The 25,207-nt window shown below is 66.6% G+C and carries 24 protein-coding genes; 13 read left to right on the top strand and 11 right to left on the bottom strand.

Annotation, left to right across the window (positions count from 1 at the left end):
- Positions 1-353: 353 nt before the first annotated feature.
- Positions 354-953 (bottom strand): rhomboid-like protein, encoded by a 600-nt coding sequence (locus AC5Y4N_RS06190; protein WP_499906064.1) that lies wholly within the window; start codon positions 951-953, stop codon positions 354-356.
- 35 nt (positions 954-988) lie between these two features.
- Here AC5Y4N_RS06190 and AC5Y4N_RS06195 point away from each other — a divergent pair, with 35 nt between their 5' ends.
- Positions 989-1,483: an SRPBCC family protein gene (locus tag AC5Y4N_RS06195; RefSeq protein WP_499906061.1), complete on the top strand. Its 495-nt coding sequence runs from the start codon at positions 989-991 to the stop codon at positions 1,481-1,483.
- An 85-nt stretch (positions 1,484-1,568) separates the two neighbouring features.
- Complete coding sequence (locus tag AC5Y4N_RS06200; RefSeq protein WP_499906059.1) at positions 1,569-2,393, top strand: SDR family oxidoreductase; 825 nt, start codon at positions 1,569-1,571, stop codon at positions 2,391-2,393.
- 21 nt (positions 2,394-2,414) lie between these two features.
- Here AC5Y4N_RS06200 and AC5Y4N_RS06205 read toward each other — a convergent pair whose 3' ends face one another.
- Positions 2,415-3,920 (bottom strand): serine hydrolase domain-containing protein, encoded by a 1,506-nt coding sequence (locus AC5Y4N_RS06205; protein ID WP_499906362.1) that lies wholly within the window; start codon positions 3,918-3,920, stop codon positions 2,415-2,417.
- 24 nt (positions 3,921-3,944) lie between these two features.
- A complete protein-coding gene (locus tag AC5Y4N_RS06210; RefSeq protein WP_499906057.1) occupies positions 3,945-5,303 on the bottom strand; it encodes an MFS transporter in 1,359 nt (452 codons plus the stop codon).
- Between the two features lie 151 nt (positions 5,304-5,454).
- On the opposite strand from AC5Y4N_RS06210, the gene AC5Y4N_RS06215 reads away from it, so the two are divergent.
- The gene (locus AC5Y4N_RS06215) at positions 5,455-5,835 is read left to right on the top strand and encodes a DUF732 domain-containing protein (protein WP_499906053.1); all 381 of its coding nucleotides are present in this window, start codon (positions 5,455-5,457) and stop codon (positions 5,833-5,835) included.
- 9 nt (positions 5,836-5,844) lie between these two features.
- Here the strand turns inward: AC5Y4N_RS06215 and AC5Y4N_RS06220 are convergent, their stop codons facing one another.
- Positions 5,845-7,365, bottom strand: a complete 1,521-nt coding sequence (locus AC5Y4N_RS06220) for a serine/threonine-protein kinase (RefSeq protein WP_499906050.1) — start codon at positions 7,363-7,365, stop codon at positions 5,845-5,847.
- 180 nt (positions 7,366-7,545) lie between these two features.
- Between AC5Y4N_RS06220 and AC5Y4N_RS06225 the strand changes: the two genes are divergently transcribed.
- The 3 genes from AC5Y4N_RS06225 to AC5Y4N_RS06235 all read left to right on the top strand — a co-directional run bounded on the left by AC5Y4N_RS06225 (position 7,546) and on the right by AC5Y4N_RS06235 (position 9,654).
- Positions 7,546-7,932, top strand: a complete 387-nt coding sequence (locus tag AC5Y4N_RS06225) for a DUF2237 family protein (protein ID WP_499906047.1) — start codon at positions 7,546-7,548, stop codon at positions 7,930-7,932.
- 180 nt (positions 7,933-8,112) lie between these two features.
- The gene (locus AC5Y4N_RS06230; RefSeq protein WP_499906044.1) at positions 8,113-9,339 is read left to right on the top strand and encodes a DEAD/DEAH box helicase; all 1,227 of its coding nucleotides are present in this window, start codon (positions 8,113-8,115) and stop codon (positions 9,337-9,339) included.
- 111 nt (positions 9,340-9,450) lie between these two features.
- The gene (locus AC5Y4N_RS06235; protein ID WP_499906041.1) at positions 9,451-9,654 is read left to right on the top strand and encodes a cold-shock protein; all 204 of its coding nucleotides are present in this window, start codon (positions 9,451-9,453) and stop codon (positions 9,652-9,654) included.
- A gap of 73 nt (positions 9,655-9,727) precedes the next feature.
- Here AC5Y4N_RS06235 and AC5Y4N_RS06240 read toward each other — a convergent pair whose 3' ends face one another.
- Positions 9,728-10,234 (bottom strand): DUF5994 family protein, encoded by a 507-nt coding sequence (locus tag AC5Y4N_RS06240; RefSeq protein ID WP_499906039.1) that lies wholly within the window; start codon positions 10,232-10,234, stop codon positions 9,728-9,730.
- A gap of 161 nt (positions 10,235-10,395) precedes the next feature.
- On the opposite strand from AC5Y4N_RS06240, the gene AC5Y4N_RS06245 reads away from it, so the two are divergent.
- The 4 genes from AC5Y4N_RS06245 to AC5Y4N_RS06260 all read left to right on the top strand — a co-directional run bounded on the left by AC5Y4N_RS06245 (position 10,396) and on the right by AC5Y4N_RS06260 (position 15,317).
- Entirely contained in the window at positions 10,396-11,100 is a 705-nt protein-coding gene (locus AC5Y4N_RS06245) for a M15 family metallopeptidase (protein ID WP_499906035.1), read from the top strand.
- Positions 11,101-11,138: 38 nt separating this feature from the next.
- Positions 11,139-12,419, top strand: a complete 1,281-nt coding sequence (locus AC5Y4N_RS06250) for an alpha/beta hydrolase fold domain-containing protein (protein ID WP_499906033.1) — start codon at positions 11,139-11,141, stop codon at positions 12,417-12,419.
- A 203-nt stretch (positions 12,420-12,622) separates the two neighbouring features.
- The gene (locus AC5Y4N_RS06255; RefSeq protein ID WP_499906030.1) at positions 12,623-13,873 is read left to right on the top strand and encodes a KasA/KasB family beta-ketoacyl-ACP synthase; all 1,251 of its coding nucleotides are present in this window, start codon (positions 12,623-12,625) and stop codon (positions 13,871-13,873) included.
- A 28-nt stretch (positions 13,874-13,901) separates the two neighbouring features.
- Positions 13,902-15,317, top strand: a complete 1,416-nt coding sequence (locus tag AC5Y4N_RS06260; protein WP_499906027.1) for an NCS2 family permease — start codon at positions 13,902-13,904, stop codon at positions 15,315-15,317.
- A 2-nt stretch (positions 15,318-15,319) separates the two neighbouring features.
- On the opposite strand, the gene AC5Y4N_RS06265 is transcribed toward AC5Y4N_RS06260, so the two are convergent.
- A complete protein-coding gene (locus tag AC5Y4N_RS06265) occupies positions 15,320-16,264 on the bottom strand; it encodes a DUF3533 domain-containing protein (protein ID WP_499906025.1) in 945 nt (314 codons plus the stop codon).
- A gap of 263 nt (positions 16,265-16,527) precedes the next feature.
- Between AC5Y4N_RS06265 and AC5Y4N_RS06270 the strand changes: the two genes are divergently transcribed.
- A complete protein-coding gene (locus AC5Y4N_RS06270) occupies positions 16,528-16,953 on the top strand; it encodes an STAS domain-containing protein (protein WP_499906023.1) in 426 nt (141 codons plus the stop codon).
- 1 nt (position 16,954) lies between these two features.
- Here the strand turns inward: AC5Y4N_RS06270 and AC5Y4N_RS06275 are convergent, their stop codons facing one another.
- Entirely contained in the window at positions 16,955-17,839 is an 885-nt protein-coding gene (locus AC5Y4N_RS06275) for a cyclopropane mycolic acid synthase family methyltransferase (protein ID WP_499906020.1), read from the bottom strand.
- A 25-nt stretch (positions 17,840-17,864) separates the two neighbouring features.
- Positions 17,865-18,806, bottom strand: coding sequence for a cyclopropane mycolic acid synthase family methyltransferase (locus tag AC5Y4N_RS06280; RefSeq protein WP_499906017.1), 942 nt, complete (start codon positions 18,804-18,806; stop codon positions 17,865-17,867).
- Positions 18,807-18,985: 179 nt separating this feature from the next.
- Between AC5Y4N_RS06280 and AC5Y4N_RS06285 the strand changes: the two genes are divergently transcribed.
- Both AC5Y4N_RS06285 and AC5Y4N_RS06290 read left to right on the top strand, forming a co-directional pair.
- Positions 18,986-19,447 carry an SRPBCC family protein gene (locus AC5Y4N_RS06285; RefSeq protein WP_499906015.1) on the top strand — a complete coding sequence of 154 codons (462 nt, stop codon included), beginning with the start codon at positions 18,986-18,988 and terminating at the stop codon, positions 19,445-19,447.
- Positions 19,431-19,958, top strand: a complete 528-nt coding sequence (locus AC5Y4N_RS06290) for a TetR/AcrR family transcriptional regulator (RefSeq protein ID WP_499906012.1) — start codon at positions 19,431-19,433, stop codon at positions 19,956-19,958. The genes AC5Y4N_RS06285 and AC5Y4N_RS06290 overlap by 17 nt, the downstream gene beginning before the upstream one ends.
- On the opposite strand, the gene nrfD is transcribed toward AC5Y4N_RS06290, so the two are convergent.
- From nrfD to fdh, 3 genes are read right to left on the bottom strand one after another with little or no spacing between them, the layout of a single operon-like run.
- Complete coding sequence (gene nrfD / locus AC5Y4N_RS06295) at positions 19,942-20,898, bottom strand: NrfD/PsrC family molybdoenzyme membrane anchor subunit (RefSeq protein WP_499906008.1); 957 nt, start codon at positions 20,896-20,898, stop codon at positions 19,942-19,944. The two genes, AC5Y4N_RS06290 and nrfD, sit on opposite strands and share 17 nt — an antisense overlap.
- Positions 20,895-21,698, bottom strand: coding sequence for a 4Fe-4S dicluster domain-containing protein (locus tag AC5Y4N_RS06300; RefSeq protein WP_499906006.1), 804 nt, complete (start codon positions 21,696-21,698; stop codon positions 20,895-20,897). The genes nrfD and AC5Y4N_RS06300 overlap by 4 nt, the downstream gene beginning before the upstream one ends.
- A complete protein-coding gene (gene fdh, locus AC5Y4N_RS06305) occupies positions 21,695-24,925 on the bottom strand; it encodes a formate dehydrogenase (protein WP_499940472.1) in 3,231 nt (1,076 codons plus the stop codon). Before fdh ends, AC5Y4N_RS06300 begins: the two co-directional genes overlap by 4 nt.
- Between the last annotated feature and the right edge of the window lie 282 nt (positions 24,926-25,207).

A 25,207-nucleotide genomic window follows, 5' to 3' on the forward strand; every position in this document is an offset into this window, starting at 1 on the left:
GTGTACGTACCTATCCAGCATCTCGACGCTATTTGGAGGAAAATGCCAGTTCACAGCAGTGCAAGCGAGGTTGTGGGCTTAGACCTCGGGGCGCAGGACGCCCCGCGAGACTAGCGGCAGAGGCGGACCGGTCAGGACTTCTTCCAACCAGATATCGACAGCCGATTGTTAGCCCAATTTCGGCTGTGCAGCCGTCTGTGATCGGGCATGGCAATGCTTCGACTGTTAGCACCGTCTAATCGGTGTGATCAGGCGCCTGAACGCTGCTTCGACTGCAAGGTCAGTCTTGCTGCGATGCTCAAGCTCAGCTACACCAGATCATCCAAAGGAACCGCGAGCCGCGGGTCTCGAGCTTAAGCCTCGCCTGCCCCTATCAACCGACTCGCCCCCACACCGACAACAGACGCCGTCAAGTGCCCCACCTCCGTAAACGTCGGCCGCAGTGCGACATTCACCACCAACGCCAGCAGCGTGGCCAGCTGCCCCCGTAACCGCCACGGCGGCACCACATACGCCGACGCCGCACCCGCCACCCCGAACATGAAGTAGCTGACCCCCACATCGCGCGCATTGACCAACCGCCTGGGCGCCCGGCCGCCCCTGATCGACCACCGCAGATAGCCCTGGCCCACATACGTCCCGATCACATGCGCCGCAATCCCGACGAGAAGCCAACGCAGAGAACGTAATTGACGTTCCGCCGGTGCCGCGATCCCCGCGAACACCGGAACATACGGCCACCACCTGCGGTCGTCGAGCCAGAACAAACTCGTCACCAACACCCGCGACGGTTCCTTGCGCAGCTGCCGCAAGTTGGTGGAATGCCGCTTCTGAATCCGCCGCGCCCGCCACGGTGTCGCCGACCGCTGAATCCGCGTCGTCACGAACAACACCAGCAGCCACAGAAACGACAGTGGCGCGCTCGTCACCGCCCGCACCACGACAGCTTTCATACCGGTCAACGTAGCCGCCGTGACAGGATCGCTTCATGGCCGACCGCATCGAGGTCCAACGCACCATCGCCGCACCTGCCTCCGACATCTTCGCCGTGCTGTGCGACCCCCATGGTCACGTCGCCATCGACTCATCGGGCATGCTGCAAGACGCCGACGGCGAGCCCGTCACCGCCGCCGGTGACAGCTTCGTCGTCCACATGGACCGCCAGTCGCTCAACGATTTCCCCGAACTCGGCAAGTACGACGTCACCGTCACCATCCGCGACTTCGAGAAAGACCGCCTCATCTCGTGGACGGTGCTCGGCAAGATCCGCCCACAGATCGGGCACACTTACGGCTATCGGCTCGAGCCCGACCCCACCGGCGCTGGCACGCTCGTCACCTCGTTCTACGACTGGTCCGACATCGACCAGGTCTGGCAAGACGCCGGCATCTTCCCCGTCATCTCCGAAGCCGCGCTGCGGGCCACACTCGGCATCCTCGACCGCACCGTCCGCCGCGGATATCCCCGCGGCGCCAAGACCTGAGCCCAGAAAACTCACAGCCACACCCGGGAATGCCAGCGCGCCGAGACGCCTTGGTACCTGTCGTAGCGACTGAAAGGGTTCAACCTTGTCTGACAAAGTTTGGTTCATCACCGGCACCTCCCGCGGCTTCGGCCGGGAATGGGCCATCGCAGCACTCGACCGCGGCGACAAGGTCGCCGCCACCGCCCGCGACACCTCGACGCTCAACGACCTCGCCGACAAATACGGCGACGCGCTGCTGCCGATCCAGCTCGACGTCACCGACCGCGACGCCGACTTCGCCGCCGTCAAGCAGGCCCACGACCACTTCGGCCGCCTCGACATCGTCGTCAACAACGCCGGCTACGGCCAATTCGGTTTCGTCGAAGAGCTTTCCGAACAAGAAGCCCGCGACCAGATCGAGACGAATTTCTTTGGCGCCCTGTGGATCACTCAAGCGGCGCTACCGTTCCTCCGCGAGCAGCGCAGCGGCCACATCATCCAGGTCTCGTCGATCGGCGGCATCAGCGCCTTCCCCAACGTCGGGATCTACCACGCCTCCAAGTGGGCGCTCGAAGGGCTGTCCCAAGCCCTGGCCGCCGAAGTGAAGCCGTTCGGCATTCACGTCACGCTGATCGAACCGGGCGGCTTCGCCACCGACTGGGCCGGACCGTCGTCCAAGCACGCCCGGCCACTCCCCGACTATGACCAGATCAAGGAAGAAGCCGAGCGCCAACTCAGACAGCGCGCCGCTAAACCCGGTGATCCCAGAGCATCCGCGGCCGCCCTGCTCAAAGTGGTCGACGCCGAGGAGCCACCCCTGCGGGTCTTCTTCGGCGAGCTGCCGCTCCACATCGCAAAGGCCGACTACGAGAATCGCCTCAAGACCTGGGAGCAATGGCAACCGGTCGCCGTCGAAGCGCAGGGCTAGACAACGCCTTCCGCACGGCCGTCACCGCCCCGGCGGTGTAGCCGACGACGCGCCATAAAGACCCAACGCCTGCGCTGCCGCCGTCGAAACAGCGGCTTGCAGATCCGAGATCGGCGTACTGCCGCGCACGTGGATGGCGTTCGTCAACAGCACGACGTACGTGTCCGAGCCCGGGTCCATCCACAGCATCGTCCCGGTGAACCCCGTATGGCCAAAGCTCCCAACGGGAAACAGCACGCCGCGCGGCTTGGAGTGGCTCGTGTCGATGTCCCATCCGAAGCCGCGCAGGTTCTGCCCCCTGACGGCCGGGTAGTGCGGCGCCTTGACACCGGCTGCTCGCGCCGCCTCTTGCGCCGCCTGCAGTTGGCCAGCAGTATGCCCGGGCTGCTGCGGCGTCGTCATCACCTCCAAAGTCGGCTGCGCCAAAGGGAATTCACTCGGACGCCCCGCCAACCTATCGAGCAGACTCTGCGCATACACGCTCACGTCACGAGCCGTCGAGAACACCCCCGCATGGCCCGCCACTCCCCCCATGCGCCGCGCCGTCGGGTCATGCACCGTGCCCCGCAGTAGGTGATCGATGTCCGGGTTCTTGCTCGAATCGGTCCTGCTTTCCTCGTCAAGCGCCGTCGGCGCGATCCGCGGCAACACCTCGGCATTCCACGTACCCGCCGGGCAATTGGCTGCCTCACCATGCGGATCCCATGCCACCGCGGCTCCCCTTACGCCATGCGGCCCACACGCTTTCGCCAACGGGAGGTAACGAGTGTCCCGCATGCCAAGCGGCACAAACACATTCGCCTGGACGTAGTCGTCCTCCGGTTCTCCGCTGACCTTTTCCACCAGCGCACCCAGCAGGATGAAGTTGATGTCGGAGTAGCTGAACCCTCGACCCGGAGCCGATTGCAGCGGCGCGGTGAGCGCCCGACGGATGCCTTCTGCTTTGTCGGGACTCGCGAGTCCCCACGGGTCTCTGAGGTCGACGTCTCCCGGTTCGCCTGACGTGTGCGTGAGCAACGTGCGCACCGTCACCTCCGCCCGAACCGGATCGTGCGCTGGGTTGAACTCCGGCAAGTACCGTTCGACCGGATCGTCGACGCCGACGACTCCCTTTTCGTAGAGCTGCATCACGGCCGTCGCCGTTGCCAGCGGCTTGGTCAACGACGCCACGTCGAAAATCGTGTCCTCCGTCATTTGCTCTGCGGCAGAGGGCAATCCGTCGAGCCCCTGCTCGCCGGCAAGCTTGCGCACGCCGTACGCCTGATGGAAGACCACATGGCCGTCGTGGCCGATCACCACCACCGCCCCGGGCAGCCGACGCGCCGCAATCGCATCGTTGATGAGCTTGGACACCACCGGCAAGTCCGGCGTGGGAGCCAGAACCGGCGTGGTCGTCGGCACCACAGCCGCAGGCGCCGGAATCACCTGAGCCTGATGGCTGTCGTCATCGTGTACGGGAGAGGCGCACGACGACGCGGCAGCAATCGCAATCACGATCGCACCAACGGCTCGTGCCCTGGCGTTCATGCCGACCCGCACGCCCCTATCGTGTCACCGCGCACCACGTCGTGGCTCGAAAGCGCCGCCCTGCTCCCGATCCAGGTACGTCTCAGCCCTGTTCCTCAAACAGAACAGATAGACCACCAACGACACCGCGATGCACACGGTCACGTAGACGATGAACAGCGGCACCTCGTCGCGGGCCTTGAGCGCCTGGTAGATCGCCGGCGCGGTCCCACCGACCAACGAGTTCGCCAGCGCGTATCCCAACCCCACACCGAGCGCCCGGATGTGCGCCGGGAACAGCTCCGCCTTCACCACCGCGTTGATCGACGTGTACCCGGTCAAGATCACATAACCGAGCGCCACCAGAGCGAAAGTCGTTGCGGCCGAATGCGTGCGAGGTAAGTAGGTGATCAGCACGTAGGTGTATACCAGCCCGCCGAACCCGAACCACAACAGCAGCGGCTTGCGGCCCACCTTGTCGCTGAGCAGTCCGCCGACCGGCTGCAGCGCCATCAGCAACACCAGCCCTGCCAGGTTGATCCACGTCGCCGTCATCGCTTGGTTCTTGTACGTGGCCTTCACCATCGCCGGCGCGTTGACGCTGTACGTGTAGAACGCCACGGTGCCGCCCAGCGTGATCAAGAAGCACAACAGCAGCGGCTTCCAATAGCGCGTGAGCAACTCGCGCAGCGACCCTGACGCCCGGTCCCGGCCGCCCGCGACCGCCGCCAGATGCGACTCCGGGAGCGATTCGTCCATCGTGCGCCGCAGCCAGAACACCACCACTGCCGCGACGCCGCCTACGGCAAAGCCTATGCGCCAACCGAATTCGTGTACCTGCGCGTCGTCGAACACGGCCAGCACCACCAGCAGCGTGAACTGCGCCAGCACGTGACCGCCCACCAGCGTCACGTACTGAAACGACGAGAAGAAGCCCCGCCGTTCGCGGGTCGCCGCCTCCGACATGTACGTCGCCGATGTGCCGTACTCTCCGCCCGTCGCGAACCCTTGGACCAGCCGGCACAGGATCAGGATCACCGGCGCCGCCGCACCGATCACGTCCCGCGACGGCACCAGCGCCACCACCAGCGAGCAAGCCGCCATCAGCGACACACTGAACGTCAACGCCGCCCGGCGGCCGTGGCGGTCGGCGAACCGGCCGAAGAACCACGACCCGATCGGCCGCGTCACGAATGTCACCGCGAAGATCGCGTAGATGTAGATCGTCGAGTTCTTGTCGGCCTCGTCGAAGAACTTGTACTCGAAGTAGGGCGCGAACACCGTGTAGACGTACACGTCGTACCACTCGACGAGGTTGCCCGACGATCCCCTGACCGTGTTCCAGATTGCCCGGCGCGTCTCGGCCGGGGTCGATCGCGGCGCAGCTGTGGTGGTGGCCGTCATGCGAGCTCACGATAGCGAGGTCATCAGCCGACGATGCGCTTCGACCTCCGGCGTGTCGTCTTGACACATCTGCCCCATTCGCACTCGCCGACTTGTCGGTGGCTGGGTGTAGCTTCTCAGCGCTAGCCACCAGGCACCAAGGAGGCCGCACATGAACACCCACCAAAAGTGCTGGCGCACATCAACACTGGCGATCTTGATCGCCGCACTGACCCTTGCTGTCGGTCTCGCCGCCCCGGCGCACGCCGATCCGACGCAGGACTACGTCTACTACTCGACGCTCGACACCCTGGGCATGGTCGTCTGGGATCCACCGGGCATCCGGGTGCAGGGCCTGGCCGCGTGCGCGGACATGGCCAGCGGCAACAACTGGCGGATCACCGTGACCAAGCTGATGAACATCGGCTACACGCTGCACGAGGCGTCCATGATCTTGGCGGCCGCTACCGTCGCATACTGTCCGTCGCTTGATCCACGCCTGCAGGACGCAACTCCCCCGTCGTCAACTGGGCCTGGTCTCACGGTGACGTGACAGGCTGGCCTAACTGGACGCGTACTGCACCATCGGTTCCACTTCGGACGCTCGGCCGTTGGTGATCGTCAACTGGTCCGGCCGGATCACATATCGGGTGCCGTCGGCCGGGTTGACCACGTCCCACCCGCCCGCCGATCGCCTGGCGTCGGACAGCTCGATGCTCGCCCCGTCGCTGAGCCGCTGCCCGCGGTAGTAGTAAGTGCCCGAGCTGCCCTGGCACACCACGAGAACCGACTTGTCGGTGCGCGCCATCGCCGCGACGGGATCGCCGGAATTGCAGCGTGCGGCCGATCCCACGAAGCCCTGCGCGTCGGTGCCGGCCACATTGGTGGGTGCACGCGACGTCGAGCTCGGTGTCGTCGACGACGGACGCGACGTGGTCGTCGTCGCCCGGGAAGTCGTGGTCACAGACGTCGTCGGCGACGGTTCCGTCGTCGACAACGGCGCCGCCGAGGGCACCACCGCGTCCTGAGTTCCCTTGAACACCAACCACAATGCCACCACCAACGCCACCAGCAGCAACCCCGCAGCGGCCCCCGCCAACAGCAGTTGCAGCGGTCCCATTGCGCGCCTCCGCTGCGGCGTGACAGGCGGTTGCGCGTACGGGATGTAGCCGGTTCCGACAGGGTTGGGCCACTGCGCCGGGAACTGCCGTGTCTTCTGCGGTTCGCTGGGCTTCGAAGCGGCCGGCGGCGCACTCACGGCAGCTTTTGCCGCGGCCGCCAGCTCTCCCGCCGACGCGAAGCGCGCCGCCGGGTCTTTCGCCATGCCGCGTGCGATCACGTCGTCGAACGCGCGGCTGAGACCCGGCCGAACCAGGCTCGGCCGGGGCGGCGCCGTCAGCAGGTGCGCGCTCAGCAGCTGACTGAGCTCTCCCTCGAACGGCGGCCGGCCGGTCAGGCATTCGTAGAGCACACAGGTCAGCGAATAGATGTCGGCGCGCGGGCCCACCCGTCCGCCGTTGAACCGCTCCGGCGCCATGTACGCCGACGACCCGATCGCCAGCCCGGTGTTCGTCAGCCCCGCATCTCCGGCTCCATGCGCGATCCCGAAATCGGCGAGGTACGTGAAGTCGGTGGCGGTCAGCAGGATGTTCTCCGGCTTGATGTCGCGGTGTACCAGACCGTCGGCGTGCGCGGCGTCCAGTGCCGCCGCCACCTGCTCGACAATCGACACCGCCCGCGCCGGTTCCAGCGGACCCGTTCTCGCCAACAGCGACTTCAGGTTCGCCCCCTCGACCAGCCGCATGTCGATGAAGAGCACACCGCCGATGTCGCCCCAGTCGTGCACCGGGATGACGTGCGGCTCCTGCAGCCGCGCGGCCACCCGCGACTCTCGGCGGAACCTCTCCTGATAGCTCGGGTCAGCGGCGAGCTCAGGCCGCAGCAGCTTGAGCGCGACCATGCGGTCCCGCGCCGTGTCGTAGGCCCGGTACACCTCGCCCATGCCGCCGACCCCGATGAGCGACCGCAACTCGTAGGGACCGAACGTCGTCCCTACGCGGTAGCCGCCGCGCGCTGACACCATCGGAAAACTCCCAAAAACCCAACCCCGCCGGGCGGCCGCTCACTATCGGGGCCTGCCTCGCGTGGGTTCCGTCGACGTCGTACCGGAATCGATCGCGACGGTACCGAATCCGCGCGAGCTGCGCCAAAGACGCTCGCAGCCGCCCACGGTTCGCGCCGTTTCGACGCGCATACTGTGCCCATGGCTGACCGCAACGTGCTCGGCGGCGTTCTCGAGCCGTGCGGCACCGACCCGCTCACCGGCTTCTACCGCGACGGCTGCTGCTCGACCGGCCCGCAGGACATCGGCCTGCATACCATCTGTGCGGTGGTGACCGCCGAGTTCCTGCGTCACCAGCGCTCGATCGGCAATGACCTTTCCACGCCGATGCCCCAATACCGCTTCCCCGGCTTGGTGCCGGGCGACCGGTGGTGTGTGACCGCCGCGAACTGGCTGCGGGCCCACGTCGACGGCTGCGCCGCACCCGTCGTGCTGGCCTGCACTCACGAGGCCACGTTGGCGGTGGTGCCGCTGGAGACGCTGCAGAAATACGCCGTCGACGTGCCCGACGATCTCGGCGAACTCTGACTTCGGGCCGCCGTCAGGTAGGCTGGCTTACGACAAACCGTCGTGGAACCCCCATCGGCCAAGCCGAAATCCGATTCGCGGCGATCGATTTTGCCCACCGGCAATCTCGCCACGTTGTGCTGAGTTACCGCGCTGTTCGGCGCGACGAGCCTCGGCGCACCCAATGCCTGAAAGACACCCATGACCACAAACTTCGCCGACCTTGGCGTGCCTGCAGCAGTGATCGACGCGCTCGCCGCAGCCGGCATCACCCGCCCCTTCCCCATTCAGGCCGCCACCCTGGCCGACACTCTCGCCGGCCGTGACGTCCTCGGCCGCGGCAAGACCGGCAGCGGCAAGACCCTGGCCTTCGCGATCCCTCTGGCCAGTCGGCTCCACCGCGGAACGCGTCCGTCGGGACTCGTGCTGGCCCCGACCCGCGAACTGGCCGCCCAGATCAGCGCGACGCTGGAACCGCTGGCCGCAGCCCGCGATCTGCGCCTCACGACGATCTTCGGCGGCGTCCCGCAGGCCCGGCAGGTCAAGGCGCTGCGCGCCGGCGTCGACATCGTGGTCGCCTGCCCGGGCCGGCTCGAAGACCTGATGAAGCAACGCCTCGTCAGCCTCGACGGCGTGCAGATCACCGTGATCGACGAAGCCGACCACATGGCCGACCTCGGGTTCCTGCCGAGCGTCACACGCATCCTCGCCGCCACTCCGGCCGGCGGCCAGCGGCTGCTGTTCTCCGCGACGCTGGACAACGGCGTCGACAAGCTGGTCCGACGATTCCTGCGCGACGAGATCGCGCACTCCGTCGACAGCGCCAGCTCACCCGTCGCGGCGATGAACCATCACGTCTTCCACGTCGCGGGCGCGCAAGCCAAGAAGGAACTGGTGCACCGGTTGGCCTCAGGCACGGGGCGGCGAATCCTGTTCTCCCGCACCAAGCATCAGGCGCGCAAGCTCGCCAAGGAACTCACCGCGTCGGGTGTCCCGTCAGTTGACTTGCACGGCAACCTTTCTCAGCCCGCCCGAGCACGCAACCTCGCCGCGTTCACCGCGGGTGACGCTCGCGTGCTCGTGGCCACCGACATCGCCGCGCGCGGCGTGCACGTCGACGGCATCGAGTTGGTGGTGCACGTCGACCCGCCCAACGAACACAAGGCCTACCTTCACCGTTCCGGACGCACTGCCCGCGCCGGAAATGCCGGTGACGTGGTCACCGTCGTGCTGCCCGAACAACGCGGTGACACACGGACATTGCTGCGCAAGGCCGGAATTCACGTCAGTCCTCAGCACGTGGCTGCCGATTCGCCAGCGGTGCAAGCGCTGGTCGGCGAGCTGGCGCCCTACCGCGCACCGGCCGCTCCCGTTGCCGCGCCTGTCACTCGTCGCCGGTCGGGCCAACGCCGGCGACGCCCGCAATAACCGAAGGCGGCCAACGAAAATAGCGACGCAAGATGACAATTCGCGTTTCTTTGTTACGCTGGACCACGGATGTTCTACCTACATCCGCTTTGAATGAGAGAAGTTAATTTCATGACACAAGGAACCGTGAAGTGGTTCAACGGCGAAAAGGGCTACGGCTTCATCACTCCTGACGGTGCTACCGAGGATGTGTTCGTCCACTACTCCGAGATCCAGGGCAACGGCTATCGCAGCCTCGACGAAGACCAGCGCGTCGAATTCGAGATCGGGCAAGGCGCCAAAGGCCCTCAGGCAGTCGGAGTGACCAGACTCTGAGTTTCCACACGACCGTGGGCTGGGGTGGCAATGCCACACCAGCCCATTGGTCTTCCTAGGCCCTTTCTAGGCTCTAGGCCTGCGAAACGGCCTTGGCCCATGACGCGCTCTGCGCCTCGGCAACCCGCACCACTCGGTCAGCGGTCCGGAATTCCTGGCTGTCCTGTTCGGCGACGGTCAGCGGCCGCCCCGCCGCCCGGCGAAGCACCATCAGACCCAGCGCAGGCATGGTCAGATGCGGAACGACCAGCAGCGTCGCGCAGCCGCGATCGCCCTTCACAGCCATCAGCCGTTGCGGCCGGTCATTCGAGCAAAGGATCGGTTTGGGTCCGTAGCGCAACGCGTTCAAATCCGGTGCGCCGGCCATTGCTGACCAGTTGACGCTGATATCGAGGATCTCGCCGAGAAGACGATGCAGCGCCTCCACCAACTCGGGAAGCTCACCGGCCACTGACGCGGTCCGCGGCCACCAGGCCCCGTCGATGTCGCCGCCCAACGCATGGGCCAGAGTCACCCGCACCGGACGCGCCGAGCGCCGCGCGCCGGTCATGCCGTTCACGACGACACGTCTGATCGACACGAAAAGGCTTGTTGCGCAATTCTATTGACAAGAGTGGTGCGCGAGGGCACGGAATTCTTGCAGCTGACGATGGTAAGCGACTTGCGATGTTCCACGAAATTCCTCAAACCGTTGAACTTCCGACTGTACACCGATGACGAGCCGCGCCTACCATCTCCGCGGTGCCATTTCGCTTCGGAGCGGCGCGGATCGCTTCACCGGCAGCGTTACTCACCCTGTGTGCGCTGCTCACCCAGTGCACGTCCGTCCCGCCGGCGCCTCCGACGACGCCGATTCCACGGCCGGGCACAAGCGCGCTGCCGGCGGCGTCGGCCGCTGCCTCCGTCCGCCCCGTCAGCGCCGCGGAGCTGGGCGCCAGCTGGAGGCCGGGCTGCCCGGTCGCGCCTGAAGCGCTGCGGCTTGTCGAGGTGGACTACCTCGGCTTCGACGGCCACTCACACCGCGGCCAGTTGATCGTCGACGAAGACGTGGTAGCCGAGGTGATCGCGATCTTCGGCGAATTGCAGCGACTGCGCTATCCCATCGCGAAGATGCGCACCGTCGAGCAGTATCCGGGCGCCGACGACGAACTGTCGATGGAGGACAACAACACCTCGGCGTTCAACTGTCGCGACCTACCGGGAACCGGCCGCTGGTCTTTGCACGCCCTCGGTACCGCTGTCGACGTCAATCCGCTCCTCAACCCGTCCATCGACGCCGCGGGCGCCTTCCAACCGAAGAACGCCGCACGATATCTCGACCGCAACCGCACCGAGCCCGGCATCCTTCACGACGGCGACGCCGCCGTACGCGCCTTTACCGATCATGGCTGGCGCTGGGGCGGCAATTGGCGAAACCCGCACGACTATCAGCACTTCGAGCGGTGATTTCTGGCCGCCACCTGACCTTCTCGTATCGTGACCGAATGCGTAAGGCTCGACTCCTCCACATCGGCCGCCAAGTCGGCGCGCTGGGCGTCGCGGCAGTCGCCGCCGCGTCCACCCTCAACGGCTACCGGCCGCTGGCCCGGTCCGGCTACCCGTCGATCTGGGCGTGGGCATTCGGTTTGGTGGTCACCGAGTTACCGCTGCAGACGCTGGCCAGCCAGCTCGGCGGGCTTGCGCTGACCGCTCGGCGCCTCACCCGGCCGGTGCGCTTGATCGCCTGGGTCACCGCGGCCCTGTCCGCGCTGGGGCTGCTGACCTTCCACCGCGCCGGGCATCGCGCCGACGTTCCACTGAAAGCCGCGCTGGACGACGGCCTGGGCGCCGACCGCCGCACCGACTCGTCGGGGCTGTGGCGCCGGCCGGCCGGCGGCGGCACCGCCAAGACACCGGGTCCGGTGCGGATGCTGCGCATCTACCGCGACTACGCCCACGACTCCGACATCAGCTACGGCCCCTACGGCCGCGCCAACCACCTCGACATCTGGCGACGTCCCGACCTCGACCCTGACGGTGGCGCTCCCGTGCTGTTCCAGATCCCCGGCGGCGCCTGGACGACGGGAAACAAACGCGGACAAGCACATCCGTTGATGAGCCACCTCGCCGAACTCGGTTGGGTCTGCGTGGCGATCAATTACCGGCACAGCCCGCGCAACACCTGGCCCGACCACATCGTCGACGTCAAGCGTGCCCTCGCGTGGGTCAAGGCACACATCGCCGAATATGGCGGCGACCCGAATTTCATTGCGGTCACGGGTGGTTCGGCCGGCGGCCACCTGTCGTCACTCGCAGCGCTGACGCCCAACGATCCGCGGTTCCAGCCCGGATTCGAAGAGGCCGACACCCGCGTGCAGGCCGCCGTGCCGTTCTACGGTGTCTACGACTTCACCCGCTTCGACGACGCGATGCATCCGTCGATGCCCGAGCTGCTCGAGCGCTGGGTGGTCAAGCAGCCGCACTCGAAAAACCTTCAGCCGTACATCGACGCGTCACCGGTGCGCTACGTGTCTGCGGACGCTCCACCGTTCTTCGTCCTGCATGGCGTGAACGACTCGCTGGTTCCGGTGGAGCAGGCCCGCGCGTTCGTCGCGCGGCTGCGTGAGGTCAGCACGCAGCCGGTGGTATACGCCGAATTGCCTTGGACGCAGCACGGTTTCGACATCATCGGCTCGGCACGCGCCGCCCACGCGGCTGTTGCCGTCGAGCAGTTCCTGGCCGAGGTCTACGCCACCCAACGGGCGGTGCGAGTTCAGTACGCGTGACGCGCCGGTGCCTCGACCTTGCGCCGGGCATGCACGCGGGCCTGAATCCACCTGGGCAGCGTGGGGACCGGGAGGCAACCCGACTCGCTCATCGCTTCGAGCCTACGAGCCGCGGGCCGCAAGTGGGTGGCCACGGACTCGCCCGGGCTTTCGTAGGATGGAACAGCGTCCGAACGTCATCAACTAGCTAGGCGACCAGAGGCATGCCACCGTTGAGAACCGGGGACGGACTCCCCGACGTCGTCGTCACCGCAGTCACATCAACCACCGCGCTCGCGCCCGACGCCGAAGAGACATGGCAGCAGCTGCTGGCGGGTCGTAGCGGTATCCGGCCCCTGGAAAAGCCGTTCGTCCAAGAGTTCGATTCACCGGTGCGCATCGGCGGTGAACTGCGCGAGACATTCGACCAGCAGCTGGACCGCGTGGAGCGCAGACGCACCTCCTACATGCAGAAGATGTCGTTGGTGCTCAACCGCCGGCTGTGGAAGATCGCCGGCGAACCGGAGGTCGACACCAAACGGCTGCTGGTCTCCGTCGGCCTGGCCCTCGGCTCCACCCAGGAGATCCCCAACCAGCACGATCTGTGGCGCGAACGCGGCCTGCGTGCCGTCTCGCCGTTGTCGGTGCAGATGTTCATGCCCAACGCGCCGGCCGCCGCGGTCGGCCTCGACCGCCAGGCCAAGGCCGGGGTGATCTCGCCGGTGATGGCCGACGCCGCCGGAGCGGCCGCGATCGCCAAGGCCTGGCAGCACATCGTGTTCGGCGACGCCGACATCGCGATCTGCGGCGGCGTCGAAACCCACATCGAGGCAGTGCCCGTCGCCGCGTTCACCAAGCTGGGGCTGCTGTCCACCAACAACGACGACCCCGCGGGCGCCTGCCGTCCCTTCGACAAAGACCGGGACGGCATGGTGCTGGGTGAGGGCGGCGCCCTGATGCTCATCGAAACCGAGGAGCACGCGAAGGCCCGCGGCGCGCCGATCCTGGCGCGGCTGCTGGGCGTCGCGATCAGCTCCGACGGCTACGACGACGTCAAGCCCGACCCTTCGGGCGAGTCAGCGGCCGACGCGATCAGCCACGCCATCCACCTCGCCGGGCTGACCCCCGGCGACATCGACCACGTCAACGCCCACGCCACCGGCACCACGTTCGGAGACCTCGCCGAGGCCCGCGCGCTGAGGCGAGCGCTGAAGAACAACAACCCTGCCGTCTACGCCCCCAAAGCGGCACTGGGTCAGTCGCTGGGCGCCACCGCAGCGGTCGAAGCCGTCCTGACGGTGCAGGCGCTGCGCGACGGCGTCGTGCCGCCGACGCTCAACTTGCACACCCTCGACCCTGAGATCGACCTCGACGTGGTCGCCGGGGAACCGCGGCGCGCCGACTACCGGTACGCGCTGTCGAACTCCATGGGGCTGGGCGGGCACAACGTCGCGCTGGTGTTCGGCGCGTACTGAGGCCGAGCGCACCCCGTAGGGTCGAACGGTGAACCGTATCGACCGCTTCTTCGAGATCAGCTCGCGCGGCTCGACCGTCGGCACCGAAATACGCGGCGGCATAGTCACTTTCATCGCGATGGCCTACATCATCGTGCTGAACCCGATTGTCTTGTCGGGCACCGCCGACGTCGCCGGCCACCGGCTGGAATTCACTCAAGTCTCCGCGGTCACCTCGCTCGCTGCGGGCGTGATGACAGTCCTCTTCGGCGTCGCGGCGCGGCTGCCGTTCGCGTTCGCTGCCGGCCTGGGCATCAACTCGTTCCTCGCCAGCTCCGTCGTCGGTGATCTGACGTGGCCCGAGGCGATGGGCCTGGTCGTCATCGACGGACTGATCATCGTCGCGCTGGCCGCCACCGGCTTGCGCAGACTGATCTTCGACGCGGTGCCGATGCCGTTGAAGCTGGCCATCACCGCCGGCATCGGACTGTTCATCTTGTTCGTCGGCTTGGTGGACGCGGGTTTCGTCGGTTCGACGAAGCTGCCGTCGCCTCCTGTGGGCCTGGGCAGCCACGGGGGCGGCTCGATCAACACCGTGCCGACGGTCGTCTTCGTCGTCACGCTGCTGGCGACCGGCATCCTCGTGGCGCGAAAAGTACGCGGCGCCATCCTGATTGGGCTCATCTTCGGAACCTCGGTCGCCGTCGTCGTCGAAGCGATCTGGCACCTCGGGCCCGCGACCAAGAACCCCGGCGGCTGGACCCTGTCCGTGCCGACGCTGCAGCGTTCACCGTTCGCACTGCCCGACCTGACGTTGGTCGGCGAATTCAGCCTCAGCAGCTTCAGCCGCATCGGCATCGTGGCGGCCGTCATGCTGGTGTTCACGCTGGTGTTCACCAACTTCTTCGACGCGATGGGCAGCTTCACCGGCCTGGCGCGCCAGGCCGGGCTCTCCGACGAACACGGCAACTTCCCGCGCCTGCAGGCCGCCCTCGTCGTCGAAGGCGCCGGCGCGGTGGCCGGCGGCGCGGTGTCCGCGTCGTCGAACACGGTGTTCGTCGAGTCCGGGGCAGGCATCGGCGAAGGTGCCCGCACCGGACTTGCGAGCCTCGTGACCGGCGGATTGTTCTTGGCGGCAATGTTTTTGACGCCGTTGGCCGCGATCGTGCCGTCGGAGGTGGCCGCCGCCGCGCTGGTGATCGTCGGCACCATGATGGCCTCCGTCTTGCGGGAGATCGACTTCTCGGACTTCTCGGTGTCGCTGCCCGTGGTGCTGACGGTCGCTGTGATGCCGCTGAGCTACTCGATCGCCAACGGGATCGGCGTGGGGTTCATCGCGTGGGTGGTGCTGCGTGCGGCGTCGGGCAGAGTTCGCGAGATCAGCCCGCTGCTGTGGGTGGTGGCAGCCGGGTTCCTGTTGTACTTCGCCCGCGGATGGATCGACACGCTCCTCGGGGTGCGCTGAGCTCACGCATTCGCCGGCGAGCGCTTCAACAGCCGCGACGACACCAACAGCGCGGTCAGCGTCGCCCCCAGCCACACCCCGAGCACCACGAACGGCAGCGCGCGCTGGTTGTGCGGAAAGTACGACGCCGAGTGGATGGCGCTGACCGCCGCACCGCTGGGCAGCGCGTGATTGAGGAACGCGAACGGCTGCGGCAGCAGCGACGCGGACACCGCGCCGCCCGACGACGTGTTGCCCAGCAGGATGAACACGCCCCACGTCGGGATGATCGCCCACCGGTGGATCAGCACCAGCATGGTCGAGTTGAACAACGCCGCGATCGCGATCTGCAGCGACAGCAGCAACCACAGTTCCGCAAACGGCGCGTGCAGCGCATCCAGCAGCGGACCGGTGACGCCCGCCAGTGCGGCGCCACCCACGACCACCAGCGCCGCCACACACACCAGCCAGCGGCGCAGGTTCAGCGTCTTGACGTTGGCGCGCAACTGGAACATCGTGACGAAGCCCAGAATCGTCGCCGCGATGATCACGTAGAACGTGGCCAGTCCTGCGGGGTCCGTGGCCGGCAGCGGATGCAGGTCGATGACCGGAAGGATGAAGCGGCCGGGCGCCGACTGGTCCAGCTGGGTCAACACTCGCGCCGACGACGGGTCACTGGCGCTGGACAGCAGAAGCTGCGGGGGGCTCGCACTGGCGTCGATCACCGCAGGGATCTCCTGCCGATTCACCGCGGCGATCGCGGCCTCGCGAGACGGATATGTGCGCGCGTCGAACTCGTGGGACTTGATCTGCAGCTCATTGATGATCGCGGTCGTCGTTTCCGACGGACCCACGACCGCGATGGGCAGGTGGCGCGGAAACGGCCGGCCGAGCGCCACCGTGTACGTGGTGGCGAAGGCCGAGGCCATGAGCAGCGCAATAGCGAGAACCGTTGCGGCCTTTCGCATTTCGCGCACGGACCAGCGCGGCTCCGGTTCAGCTGCCGTTGGCTGTTGTCGAGTCATGTCGCGCGCGGCTCCCCGGGTGACACGGGATCGGGTGATGACGCAACTCTATGGGTTGTCATAGGCGACGCTCGCACGCCCGACGATGTGAAAGTTCCTGCGGATGAGTACGAAGTTGCTTCATCGGGTAAGCCTCTCGGACACGCCGTTTCCGACTACCGAGGGTTGCTTTGGCTGACAACGAATATCAGGAACGCGTTCGTACAGTGACCGTGCCGATCGAGCGCAAGGGCACCGAAGCGCCGCTGCGGTTAGGAAGTTATCCGCGCCCGCCGGCCACGGTCATCGAGGTGGCCGGTGACATCGACGCGTGCGACGAAGAGCAGGTCAGCGACTACCTGCTCGGCTTCGTCCACGTCGACCACCCGCTGGTGGTGGACTTCAGCGGGGTCGAATTCCTCGGTGTCGCCGGGCTCAAAGCCGTCCTGCGCTTCGCCCGCGCATGCGATCGAGCCGGGCGCGCGTGGATGCTCGTGACCAGCGACGCGGTGAACGTCGCGCTGGCTGTCACACCGGACCACCGGCTGCCGGTGGCGGAGACGTTGGACGAGGCGCTGCAGCGGCTGGCGAAGACACCGGATGCCGACAGGACGCTGCGGGCGCTCACCGCCGCCGACAGCAAGATCTGCTGAGCTACGCCTTGACGATCGTGAACTGCCCCAGCTCGCTGATGCCGCGCCGGAAGAAGTCGGAGCAGCCGGTCAGGTAGTGCATGTAGCGGTCGTACACCTCGACCGACGTCGCGGCGATCGCCTCGTCGCGCGCCGCTTGCAGGTTCATCGCCCAGGTGTCCAACGTGCGCACGTAGTGCTGATTGAGCCGCTGCACGTGCTCGACGGAAAACCCTGCGGCGCTTGACAACCCGATGATGTCCTCGTCGCACGGGATCGAGCCGCCCGGGAAGATCTCCTTGGCGATGAACCGCATGAACTTCAGGTCGGTCATCGTGATCGGGATGCCCATCTCCGGCCAGCGCTTCAGCGGATGACCCATGATCGTCTGCAACACCATGCGCCCGCCGCTGGGCAGGATCCGGTAGCAGGTCTCGAAGAACGCGCCGTACCGCTCCTTGGGGAATGCCTCGAACGCCTCGATCGACACGATGCGGTCGACGGGCTCGTCGAACTCCTCCCAGCCGCGCAAATAGACCTGCCGCGAGCGGTCGGTATCCATGGTGTCGAACATCTTCTCGCAGAAGGCCCGCTGGTTCTTGCTGAGGGTCAGACCGATGACGTTGACGTCGTAGCGCTCGACCGCGCGCTTCATCACCGAGCCCCAGCCGCAGCCCACGTCGAGCAGCGTCATGCCGGGCTGCAGATCAAGCTTGCCCAATGCGAGGTCGATCTTGGCCAGCTGCGCCTCTTCGAGCGTCATGTCCTGGCGCTCGTAGAACGCGCAACTGTAGGTCCGCGTGGGATCCTGGAAAACGCCGAAGAAGTCGTCCGAGAGGTCGTAATGCGCTTGGACCTCTTCGAACTGCGGGCGCATCGTCTTTACGCCCGCGCCTCCGTCAGACATCGGCTGTTGCTCCCTCCTCCGAAAATCAGGCCGCCTTCTCGCAGGTGAACTGACAGACGTCGGTGTAGCCCTGCCGGAACAGGTCGGCACAGCCGGTCAGGTACTTGTGGAACCGCTCGTAGATCTCCTCGGACGTGATCGCGATGGCCTCGTCCTTCTTGGCCTCGAGATTGGCGGCCCAGGTGTCCAACGTACGGGCGTAGTGCGGCTGCAGGTGCTGCTCGCGAGTGACGGTGTAGCCGGCCTTGGTGGCGTGCTCTTTGACCATCGAGGCCAGCGGCAGACGGCCACCGGGATAGATCTCGTCCATGATGAACTTGATGAACCGCACCCGCGACATGGTCAGCGGCAGCCCCTTGGCTTTGATCTCTTCATCCTCGGGAATGATGATCGTGTGTAGCAGCATCACGCCGTCGTCGGGAAGCCAGCTGTACGTCTTCTTGAAGTAATCGTCGTACTTGCTGAAACCGAAGTGCTCGAAGGCGCCGATCGACACGATCCGGTCGACCTTGCCCTCGAACTCCTCCCACGGTTGCAGCCGCACCTCCATGTGGCGCTTGCTCTTGGAGTTGGCGAACCAGTGTTCCTCGATGTGCCGCTTCTGGTTCTGCGACAGAGTCAGGCCGATGACGTTGACGTCGTACTTCTCCACGGCCCGCATGATCGTCGAGCCCCAGCCGCAGCCGATGTCCAGCAGCGTCATTCCGGGCTGCAGACCCAGCTTGCCGAGCGCCAAATCGACCTTGGCCATTTGCGCTTCTTCGAGGGTCATGTCGTCGCGCTCGAAGTAGGCGCAGCTATACGTCTGAGTGGGGTCTTGCCACAGCTTGAAGAACTCGTTGCTGATGTCGTAATGGAATTGGACTTCTTTGGCGTCCGACCCGCGTGCCTGGGCCGCAGATTTCGAAAGCCACTTGGATTGAGCTTGAGGCGTCTGGCTCTGGGTTTGACCTGAAGTTGTTGCCATAGTCCGTCCCTGGTTGGTACTTGGGGGCTGGCGTCCGCCGCTTGTACGGTTCTTGAGACTACATCTTCGAGCGGGCTTCGCAGCTGAGGCGTTCACCCGACGGGCCGCGTAGTCAGCGCGAGCAGTCGACGGCTTGCGCCAGCTGTCCGTCGCCACGTTGAAAATGTACCATCTGGTACATGATTACGGAGAGCAGCATCGAGATCGCCGCGCCCGCGGCCGTGGTGTGGGACGTGTTCAGCGACGTCGAACGCTGGCCGGAATGGACAGCCTCGGTCACCCGCCTCGTCGGACTGGACGGTCCCGCGCTGGCCGTCGGCAGGCGGTTCGCGATCAAGCAGCCCCGCATGCCGCGGCTGGTCTGGGAGGTCACCGAGCTGGAGCCTGGCAGCTCGTGGACCTGGGTACAGCGGTCGCCGGGCGGCGCGACCGTCGCACGGCATGACGTGCTCGCCACAGCCGGCGACTGCACGCTCGTGCGGCAGCAGCTCGATCAGCGAGGACCGGTAGGCACGCTGGTCGGCTGGCTCATGCGGCCGATGTCCAAGCGCTACCTCGACCTGGAGGCGCAGGGACTCAAGGCCCGCAGCGAGCAGCGCTGCCGCAACGGCGTCGACGGCCTCGATGGCCCGGTCTCCTGACGCGTCGCGACGCGCTGAGCTGCTCGGTGCGCTGGTCGACACGTTCGCGGCGGGCGGCATCGGCGACCGCTCGCTGCGTGAGGTGGCCCAGAGCATCGGCACCAGCCATCGAATGTTGTTGCATCACTTCGGTTCTCGCGACGAACTGCTGATGGCGATTGTCGACGAGGTCGAGCGCCGCCAACGTGCGTTGTCGCGGGAGCTGCCCAGCGAGCCGGCCGAGGCGTTCGCCGCGATGTGGGCCGACGTTCGCCGACCGCAGCTGCGTCCGTTCGAGCGACTGTTCTTCGAGTGCTACGCGCGCGCGGCCCAGGGCGAAAAGCCGTACGCGAACATGCTGCCGGGCGCGGTCGACGACTGGCTGGCCGAATTCGCCGGGGCCGAACCGGCATTCGCCCGACTGGGCCTGGCCGTGATCCGCGGACTGCTGCTGGATTTGGTGGCCACCGACGACGACGCTGGCGTGGACGCGGCGGCTCAGGCGTTCGTCGAAATCATCCGCCGGTCATGACTGTCGCGGCCCTCGCGTCGCGCCGCTCCCGTTGGGGGACGACGACGTACTTGGGGTCGCGGGTGGACGCGACGCCGGCCTCGAACACGCCGAACCGCTGCAGCGCGCTGCCCGCGAGCAGCGCCAGCCCCGCCAGCGCGACCACCGGCCGGCTGCGGCCGCCCGCGACCGCGCCGACCGCGCCACCGACCGTCAGGTACTCCGCCCACATCCGCAGCCGGTGCGCTTTACCTGTGGTGTAGGCCTCGCGGACCAGCCCGAGCCGCTGCTCTGACACTCGTGACGCCACGACTTCCAGCGCTGCGCCCGCGACCGCCATGCGTCTCGCAGGCGCGGACTCGTCGAGCGGTGCCAGCAGCATCCCCAGTCCACCTCCGCTGGCGGCCGCGGACCCGGTGAACACGAACGGAAGATACGGATGCGCCTCATGCCACGCCGGGACCGCGGTCTGCGACAGCAGCACTGCCGTGTACGACGCGACCCCGGGGGCCAGCGCCGCCGCGTGCAGGCCGGCCGGCCGAGCGAGCCGACTTGCGATTCGGCCAATTGGGTTGTCCTGCAGCCGTTGTGGCAGCAGCTCTGCGACCGCGGCCAGCCCCGCTCCGGGTCCGTAGGCGCCGAGTATCCAGGTGCCCACGCTCATCGGCGAGCTGGGTTTGGCCACTCTGAGCATGTGGTGGAACCGCTCGGGCCGGCCGAGGTCGGCGATCAGCAGGTACATGCTCACCACCAGGCTGCCCAGCGCGCCCAGGCGGCCGACCCGCCGCAGGTGTGGGCGGTTCGTCAGGTCGGCCCCGGCCGCCAGCAGCGCCGACCCCGCCGACAGCCCGCCCGTGAACAGGTAGGCCGCGATCATCCAGTTCCACACCGGCGACTTCAGCACCGGCCGGCCGTAGTAGGACCGGAACTCCGCGCGGGGAACCGCCAGTTGCTCTTTCATCTCCTGCGCCCCACGAACGCCGACACCGCTGCGGCCACCAACGCCGACGCCGCCATACCCGCGTAGCGCCACATCGCCGGTGCGTCACGCGTGGGCACCACGGGATCCGGTGGCAGCCCGTAGACCTCGGGCTCGTCGAGAAGCAGGAAGAACGCGCCGTTGCCGCCGACGCCGTCGTCGGGATCGTTGCCGTAGAGCCGCGCCTGCGTGACACCGCGCGCGTGCAGGTCGTCGACGCGCTGCTGTGCCCGCTCGCGCAGCTCGTCCAGCGGGCCGAACTGGATGGAGTCCGTCGGGCACGCTTTCGCGCATGCCGGCTCGAGACCGTCGTGCAGGCGGTCGTAGCACATCGTGCACTTCCATGCCCGGCCGTCGCCCTCGCGGCGCTCGATCACCCCGTAAGGGCAGCCCGACACACAGTAGCCACAGCCGTTGCAAATGTCTTGCTGCACAACGACGGTACTGAATTCTGTGCGGAACAGCGCGCCCGTCGGACAGACGTCCAGGCATCCGGCGTGGGTGCAGTGTTTGCACACGTCGGAGCTCATCAGCCACCGGAAGTTGTCGTCGGCGCGAGCCGGCTGCTCGACGAACGCGACGTGGCGCCACGAGTTGGCTCCCAGTGCACCGGTGTTGTCGAACGACATGCCCAACAAGTTGAACCCATCGTCGGGCACACCGTTCCATTCCTTGCACGCCACTTCACATGCCTTGCAGCCGATGCAGACCGAGGTGTCGGTGAAGAAGCCGACTCGCTGCGGATGGTCGTCGTAGCCGGATTGGCTTGCGGGATCGGTCATTGCTGTTCCTCGGTGTGGGTGTCCAAGTGGGTGCCGGTTTGCGGTGTGATGCCCGCGCGATCGCGGTATTCGGCGATGTAGCTCAGCAGCGCCGGACCGCGCGGCCGCCGCCCCGGCTGGATGTCGCAGGTGAGCACCTTGCTCTCCTGGATGAACACGTTGGGGTCGGCGACCACGCCGAGCAGGTCGTTGACCACGTCACCGTCGACGAGGCCCGAATGCCCCCAGTGATACGGCATCCAGATCTGGTGCACCACATGGTTTTCGATGCGCAGCGGCCGCATCCGGTCGGTCACGAACACGCGAGCGTCCACTGCGGTGCGACTGGTGATCACATGTGCCCACTCCATGTGTGTCAGCCCGCGCTCGCCCGCCAGCTCCGGCGACACCTCGACGAACAGTTCAGGCTGCAGCTCGGACAGATACGGCAGCTGCCGGCTCATCCCGCCCGCGGTGTGGTGCTCGGTGAGCCGCGCCGCGGTGAACACATACGGGAACACCTCGCCGTGCTGTTCGGGTGGCGCTGGGTTCGACGGGTTGTCTTGGCGCGCATAGACTTTGCGCGCCGGGTTGCCCTGCTGGCGGTACAGTGCGTTGCGCACCGGAGACTCGTGCGGCTCGTAGTGGGTGGGCAGCGGACCGTCGAGCACGCCGTTGGGCGCGAACAGCCAGGCCTTACCGTCGGCTTGCATGACGAACGGGTCGTCGCCGCGCAGTGCCGCGACGCCGACCGCGTCGTCAGGTGGTTGGTAGTCGGGCGGTTTGGCCTTCTCGAAGTCGGGCACGTCGTCGCCGGTCCATTCGCCTGCATCGGCGTCCCACCAGACAAGCTTCTTGCGTTCGCTCCACGGCCGCCCCTGCGGGTCGGCGGATGCGCGGTTGTAGAGCACCCGGCGGTTCATCGGCCACGCCCAGCCCCACTCGGATTCGTTGCCCGGGGTGCGCCGTGCCGCCTGGTTGACGTCACCGGCGTACACGCCGCTGTAGATCCAGCAGCCGCACATGGTCGTGCCGTCGGCTTTGAGGTCTGTGTAGCCGTCGACGACGCGACCCGTCGTCACGTCGATGCCGCTGATGCGGCGCAGCACGTCCTCGCCGGAGGGCTCGTCGCCGTCCATCGCGTAGTCCCAGGAGAGGTCGAGCAGCGGCCGGTCCGTGGGATCGGTTGAGCCAGCGAGCTTTTCGCGCAGGATACGGCCGAGGTGATAGAAGAACCAAAGCTCCGAGCGCGCGTCACCGGGCGGGTCGACCGCTTTTTCGCGCCACTGCAGCATCCGCTGGGTCTGGGTGAAGGTGCCGGCCTTCTCGACGTGCGATGCGGCCGGGAACAGGAAGACCTCCGTGCGGCAGGTCTGCGGGGTGATCTCCCCCGTCTCGACCTCCGGGCCGTCCTTCCAGAACGTCGCGCTCTCGATCTCCACGAGATCGCGCACCACCAGCCAGTCGAGGTTGGCCATGCCGAGGCGCTGCAGCTTGCCGTGCGCGGAACCGACGGCCGGGTTCTGTCCGAGCAGGAAATAGCCGAACACGTTGCCGTCGACCATGTCCATCACCGTGCGGTACGTGCCGTGGTCGCCGTTGATGCGGGGCAGGTAGTCGAAGCAGTAATCGTTTGCGGCGGTGGCGTTTTCGCCCCAGTATTCCTTCAGCAGCGACACCATGTAGGCATCGGCGTTGTGCCAGAAGCCTTTCTGATTGCGGCTGATGATGTCGTCGAGGTAATCGCTGAGCGTTTCCTGCCCGGCGTGCGGCATCGCGAGATAGCCGGGCAAAAGGTTGAACAGTGTCGGTACGTCGGTGGAGCCTTGAATGCTGGCGTGCCCTCGTAGCGCGAACACGCCGCCGCCCGGTCGTCCGATGTTGCCCAGTAGCAGTTGGATGATCGATCCGGCGCGGATGAACTGCGCGCCCATGGTGTGCTGCGTCCAGCCGACGCTGTACACCAGCGCGGAGGTGCGTTCGCGGCCGGAGTTCTGCGCCCACGTGCGGGCGACGTATTCGAACTGCTCGGCCGGCACCCCGCAGACCCGCTCCACCATCTCGGGGGTGTAGCGGGCGAAGTGGCGCTTGAGGATCTGGTAGACGCAGCGGGGGTGCTGCAGCGTCGGGTCGGACGGGATGTCCTTGGCTCCTTGGACCGGTGCGCCCCCGGAGCCCTGCTGGTCGGGTGCGCTGCGTTCCTTGGCTCCTGAGCCACCGCCTTGGGACTCGGTCTGCTGGTACTGCCAGGTCGACGTGTCGTAGGACGCGGTGTCGCGGTCGTAGCCGCTGAACAGCCCGTCGAGGTCCTCGGTGTCTTGGAACCCCTCGTCGACCAGGAAGGCGGCGTTGGTGTACGCGGTGACGTACTCACGGAAGTCGAGCTCGTTGGACAGGATGTAGTTGATCACCGCGCCGAGGAATGCGATGTCGCTGCCGGCTCTCAAAGGCACGTGCTTGTCGACGACCGCGCTGGTTCTGGTGAACCGCGGGTCGATGTGGACCACTTCGGCGCCGCGGGCCTTGGCCTCCATCACCCACTGGAACCCAACCGGATGGGCCTCGGCCATGTTCGAGCCCATGATGACGATGAAGTCCGAGTTGGCGAGGTCTTGCTGATAGTCCGTCGCTCCGCCGCGACCGAAGGAGGCTCCCAGACCGGGAACCGTGGCGCTGTGTCAAATACGGGCTTGGTTCTCGATCTGTAATGCGCCCAGCGCGGTGAAGAGCTTCTTGATGAGGTAGTTCTCTTCGTTGTCCAGGGTGGCGCCGCCGAGGCTGGCGATGCCCATGGTGCGGCGCAAGGTGTTGCGGTCTTTGTCGAAGTCCTGCCAGCCTTTGGCGCGGGCGTCGAGCACGCGATCGGCGACCATGTCCATCGCGGTGTCCAGGTCGAGGGTCTGCCACTCGGTGGCGTACGGCGCGCGGTACTTGATTGTGGTGAGCCGCTGCTTGCCGGTGACGAGTTGCTTGCTCGCAGATCCCTTGGGACACAAGCGACCTCGCGACACCAGGCTGTCCGGATTGCCTTCGATCTGGATGACCTGGCCGTCCTTCACGTACACCTTCTGCGCGCAGCCGACTGCGCAGAAGGGGCACACGGAGTGGGCGATGTGGTCGGCGTCGGCCGTGCGGGGTTGCAGTTGTTGTGAGCGGTGGGATTGAGCGGCCTTGCCGCGGCCCGTGCTGTCGCTGGAGGTGAGCTGCCGATAGACCGGCCACGACTCGATCAGCTTCCTGAAGTCCATGTGCCGCCCCTCCCGTGCTCGCCCCGGTGTGACTTCGGTGCGATTTCCGGCGCTGAGCGCCGCTTAGCGCACCGAAATCTACGAGCGACTCTAGGTGGTAAGCCCCCTGCTCTTGCTGAATTCGGCGCGTCAAAGATGTTTCCGGGCGTACATGCGTGTGCCCGCCTGTTAGCGACAATTCACTGACCTGCGCAGACAGCGCTGTGGCCGCCGTCGGCGGGGTCCGCCGTTTATTTCGTTGACCTGTGCAAACGCATTGTCGCTACGAGGCGGGCATGACGG

The sequence above is a fragment of the Mycobacterium sp. NGS19 genome (assembly GCF_059813155.1).

Excerpts from the sequence above, each read along its gene's own strand:
- AC5Y4N_RS06205 (WP_499906362.1), bottom strand. The coding sequence starts at position 3,920 with ATGAACGCCAGGGCACGAGCCGTTGGTGCGATCGTGATTGCGATTGCT.
- AC5Y4N_RS06210 (WP_499906057.1), bottom strand. The coding sequence starts at position 5,303 with ATGACGGCCACCACCACAGCTGCGCCGCGATCGACCCCGGCCGAGACG.
- AC5Y4N_RS06220 (WP_499906050.1), bottom strand. The coding sequence starts at position 7,365 with ATGGTGTCAGCGCGCGGCGGCTACCGCGTAGGGACGACGTTCGGTCCC.
- AC5Y4N_RS06255 (WP_499906030.1), top strand. The coding sequence starts at position 12,623 with ATGCCACCGTTGAGAACCGGGGACGGACTCCCCGACGTCGTCGTCACC.
- AC5Y4N_RS06250 (WP_499906033.1), top strand. The coding sequence starts at position 11,139 with ATGCGTAAGGCTCGACTCCTCCACATCGGCCGCCAAGTCGGCGCGCTG.
- AC5Y4N_RS06280 (WP_499906017.1), bottom strand. The coding sequence starts at position 18,806 with ATGGCAACAACTTCAGGTCAAACCCAGAGCCAGACGCCTCAAGCTCAA.
- AC5Y4N_RS06230 (WP_499906044.1), top strand. The coding sequence starts at position 8,113 with ATGACCACAAACTTCGCCGACCTTGGCGTGCCTGCAGCAGTGATCGAC.
- AC5Y4N_RS06275 (WP_499906020.1), bottom strand. The coding sequence starts at position 17,839 with ATGTCTGACGGAGGCGCGGGCGTAAAGACGATGCGCCCGCAGTTCGAA.
- AC5Y4N_RS06285 (WP_499906015.1), top strand. The coding sequence starts at position 18,986 with ATGATTACGGAGAGCAGCATCGAGATCGCCGCGCCCGCGGCCGTGGTG.
- AC5Y4N_RS06265 (WP_499906025.1), bottom strand. The coding sequence starts at position 16,264 with ATGCGAAAGGCCGCAACGGTTCTCGCTATTGCGCTGCTCATGGCCTCG.
- AC5Y4N_RS06215 (WP_499906053.1), top strand. The coding sequence starts at position 5,455 with ATGAACACCCACCAAAAGTGCTGGCGCACATCAACACTGGCGATCTTG.
- AC5Y4N_RS06290 (WP_499906012.1), top strand. The coding sequence starts at position 19,431 with ATGGCCCGGTCTCCTGACGCGTCGCGACGCGCTGAGCTGCTCGGTGCG.
- AC5Y4N_RS06300 (WP_499906006.1), bottom strand. The coding sequence starts at position 21,698 with ATGACCGATCCCGCAAGCCAATCCGGCTACGACGACCATCCGCAGCGA.
- AC5Y4N_RS06235 (WP_499906041.1), top strand. The coding sequence starts at position 9,451 with ATGACACAAGGAACCGTGAAGTGGTTCAACGGCGAAAAGGGCTACGGC.
- AC5Y4N_RS06195 (WP_499906061.1), top strand. The coding sequence starts at position 989 with ATGGCCGACCGCATCGAGGTCCAACGCACCATCGCCGCACCTGCCTCC.
- AC5Y4N_RS06225 (WP_499906047.1), top strand. The coding sequence starts at position 7,546 with ATGGCTGACCGCAACGTGCTCGGCGGCGTTCTCGAGCCGTGCGGCACC.
- nrfD (WP_499906008.1), bottom strand. The coding sequence starts at position 20,898 with ATGAAAGAGCAACTGGCGGTTCCCCGCGCGGAGTTCCGGTCCTACTAC.
- AC5Y4N_RS06190 (WP_499906064.1), bottom strand. The coding sequence starts at position 953 with ATGAAAGCTGTCGTGGTGCGGGCGGTGACGAGCGCGCCACTGTCGTTT.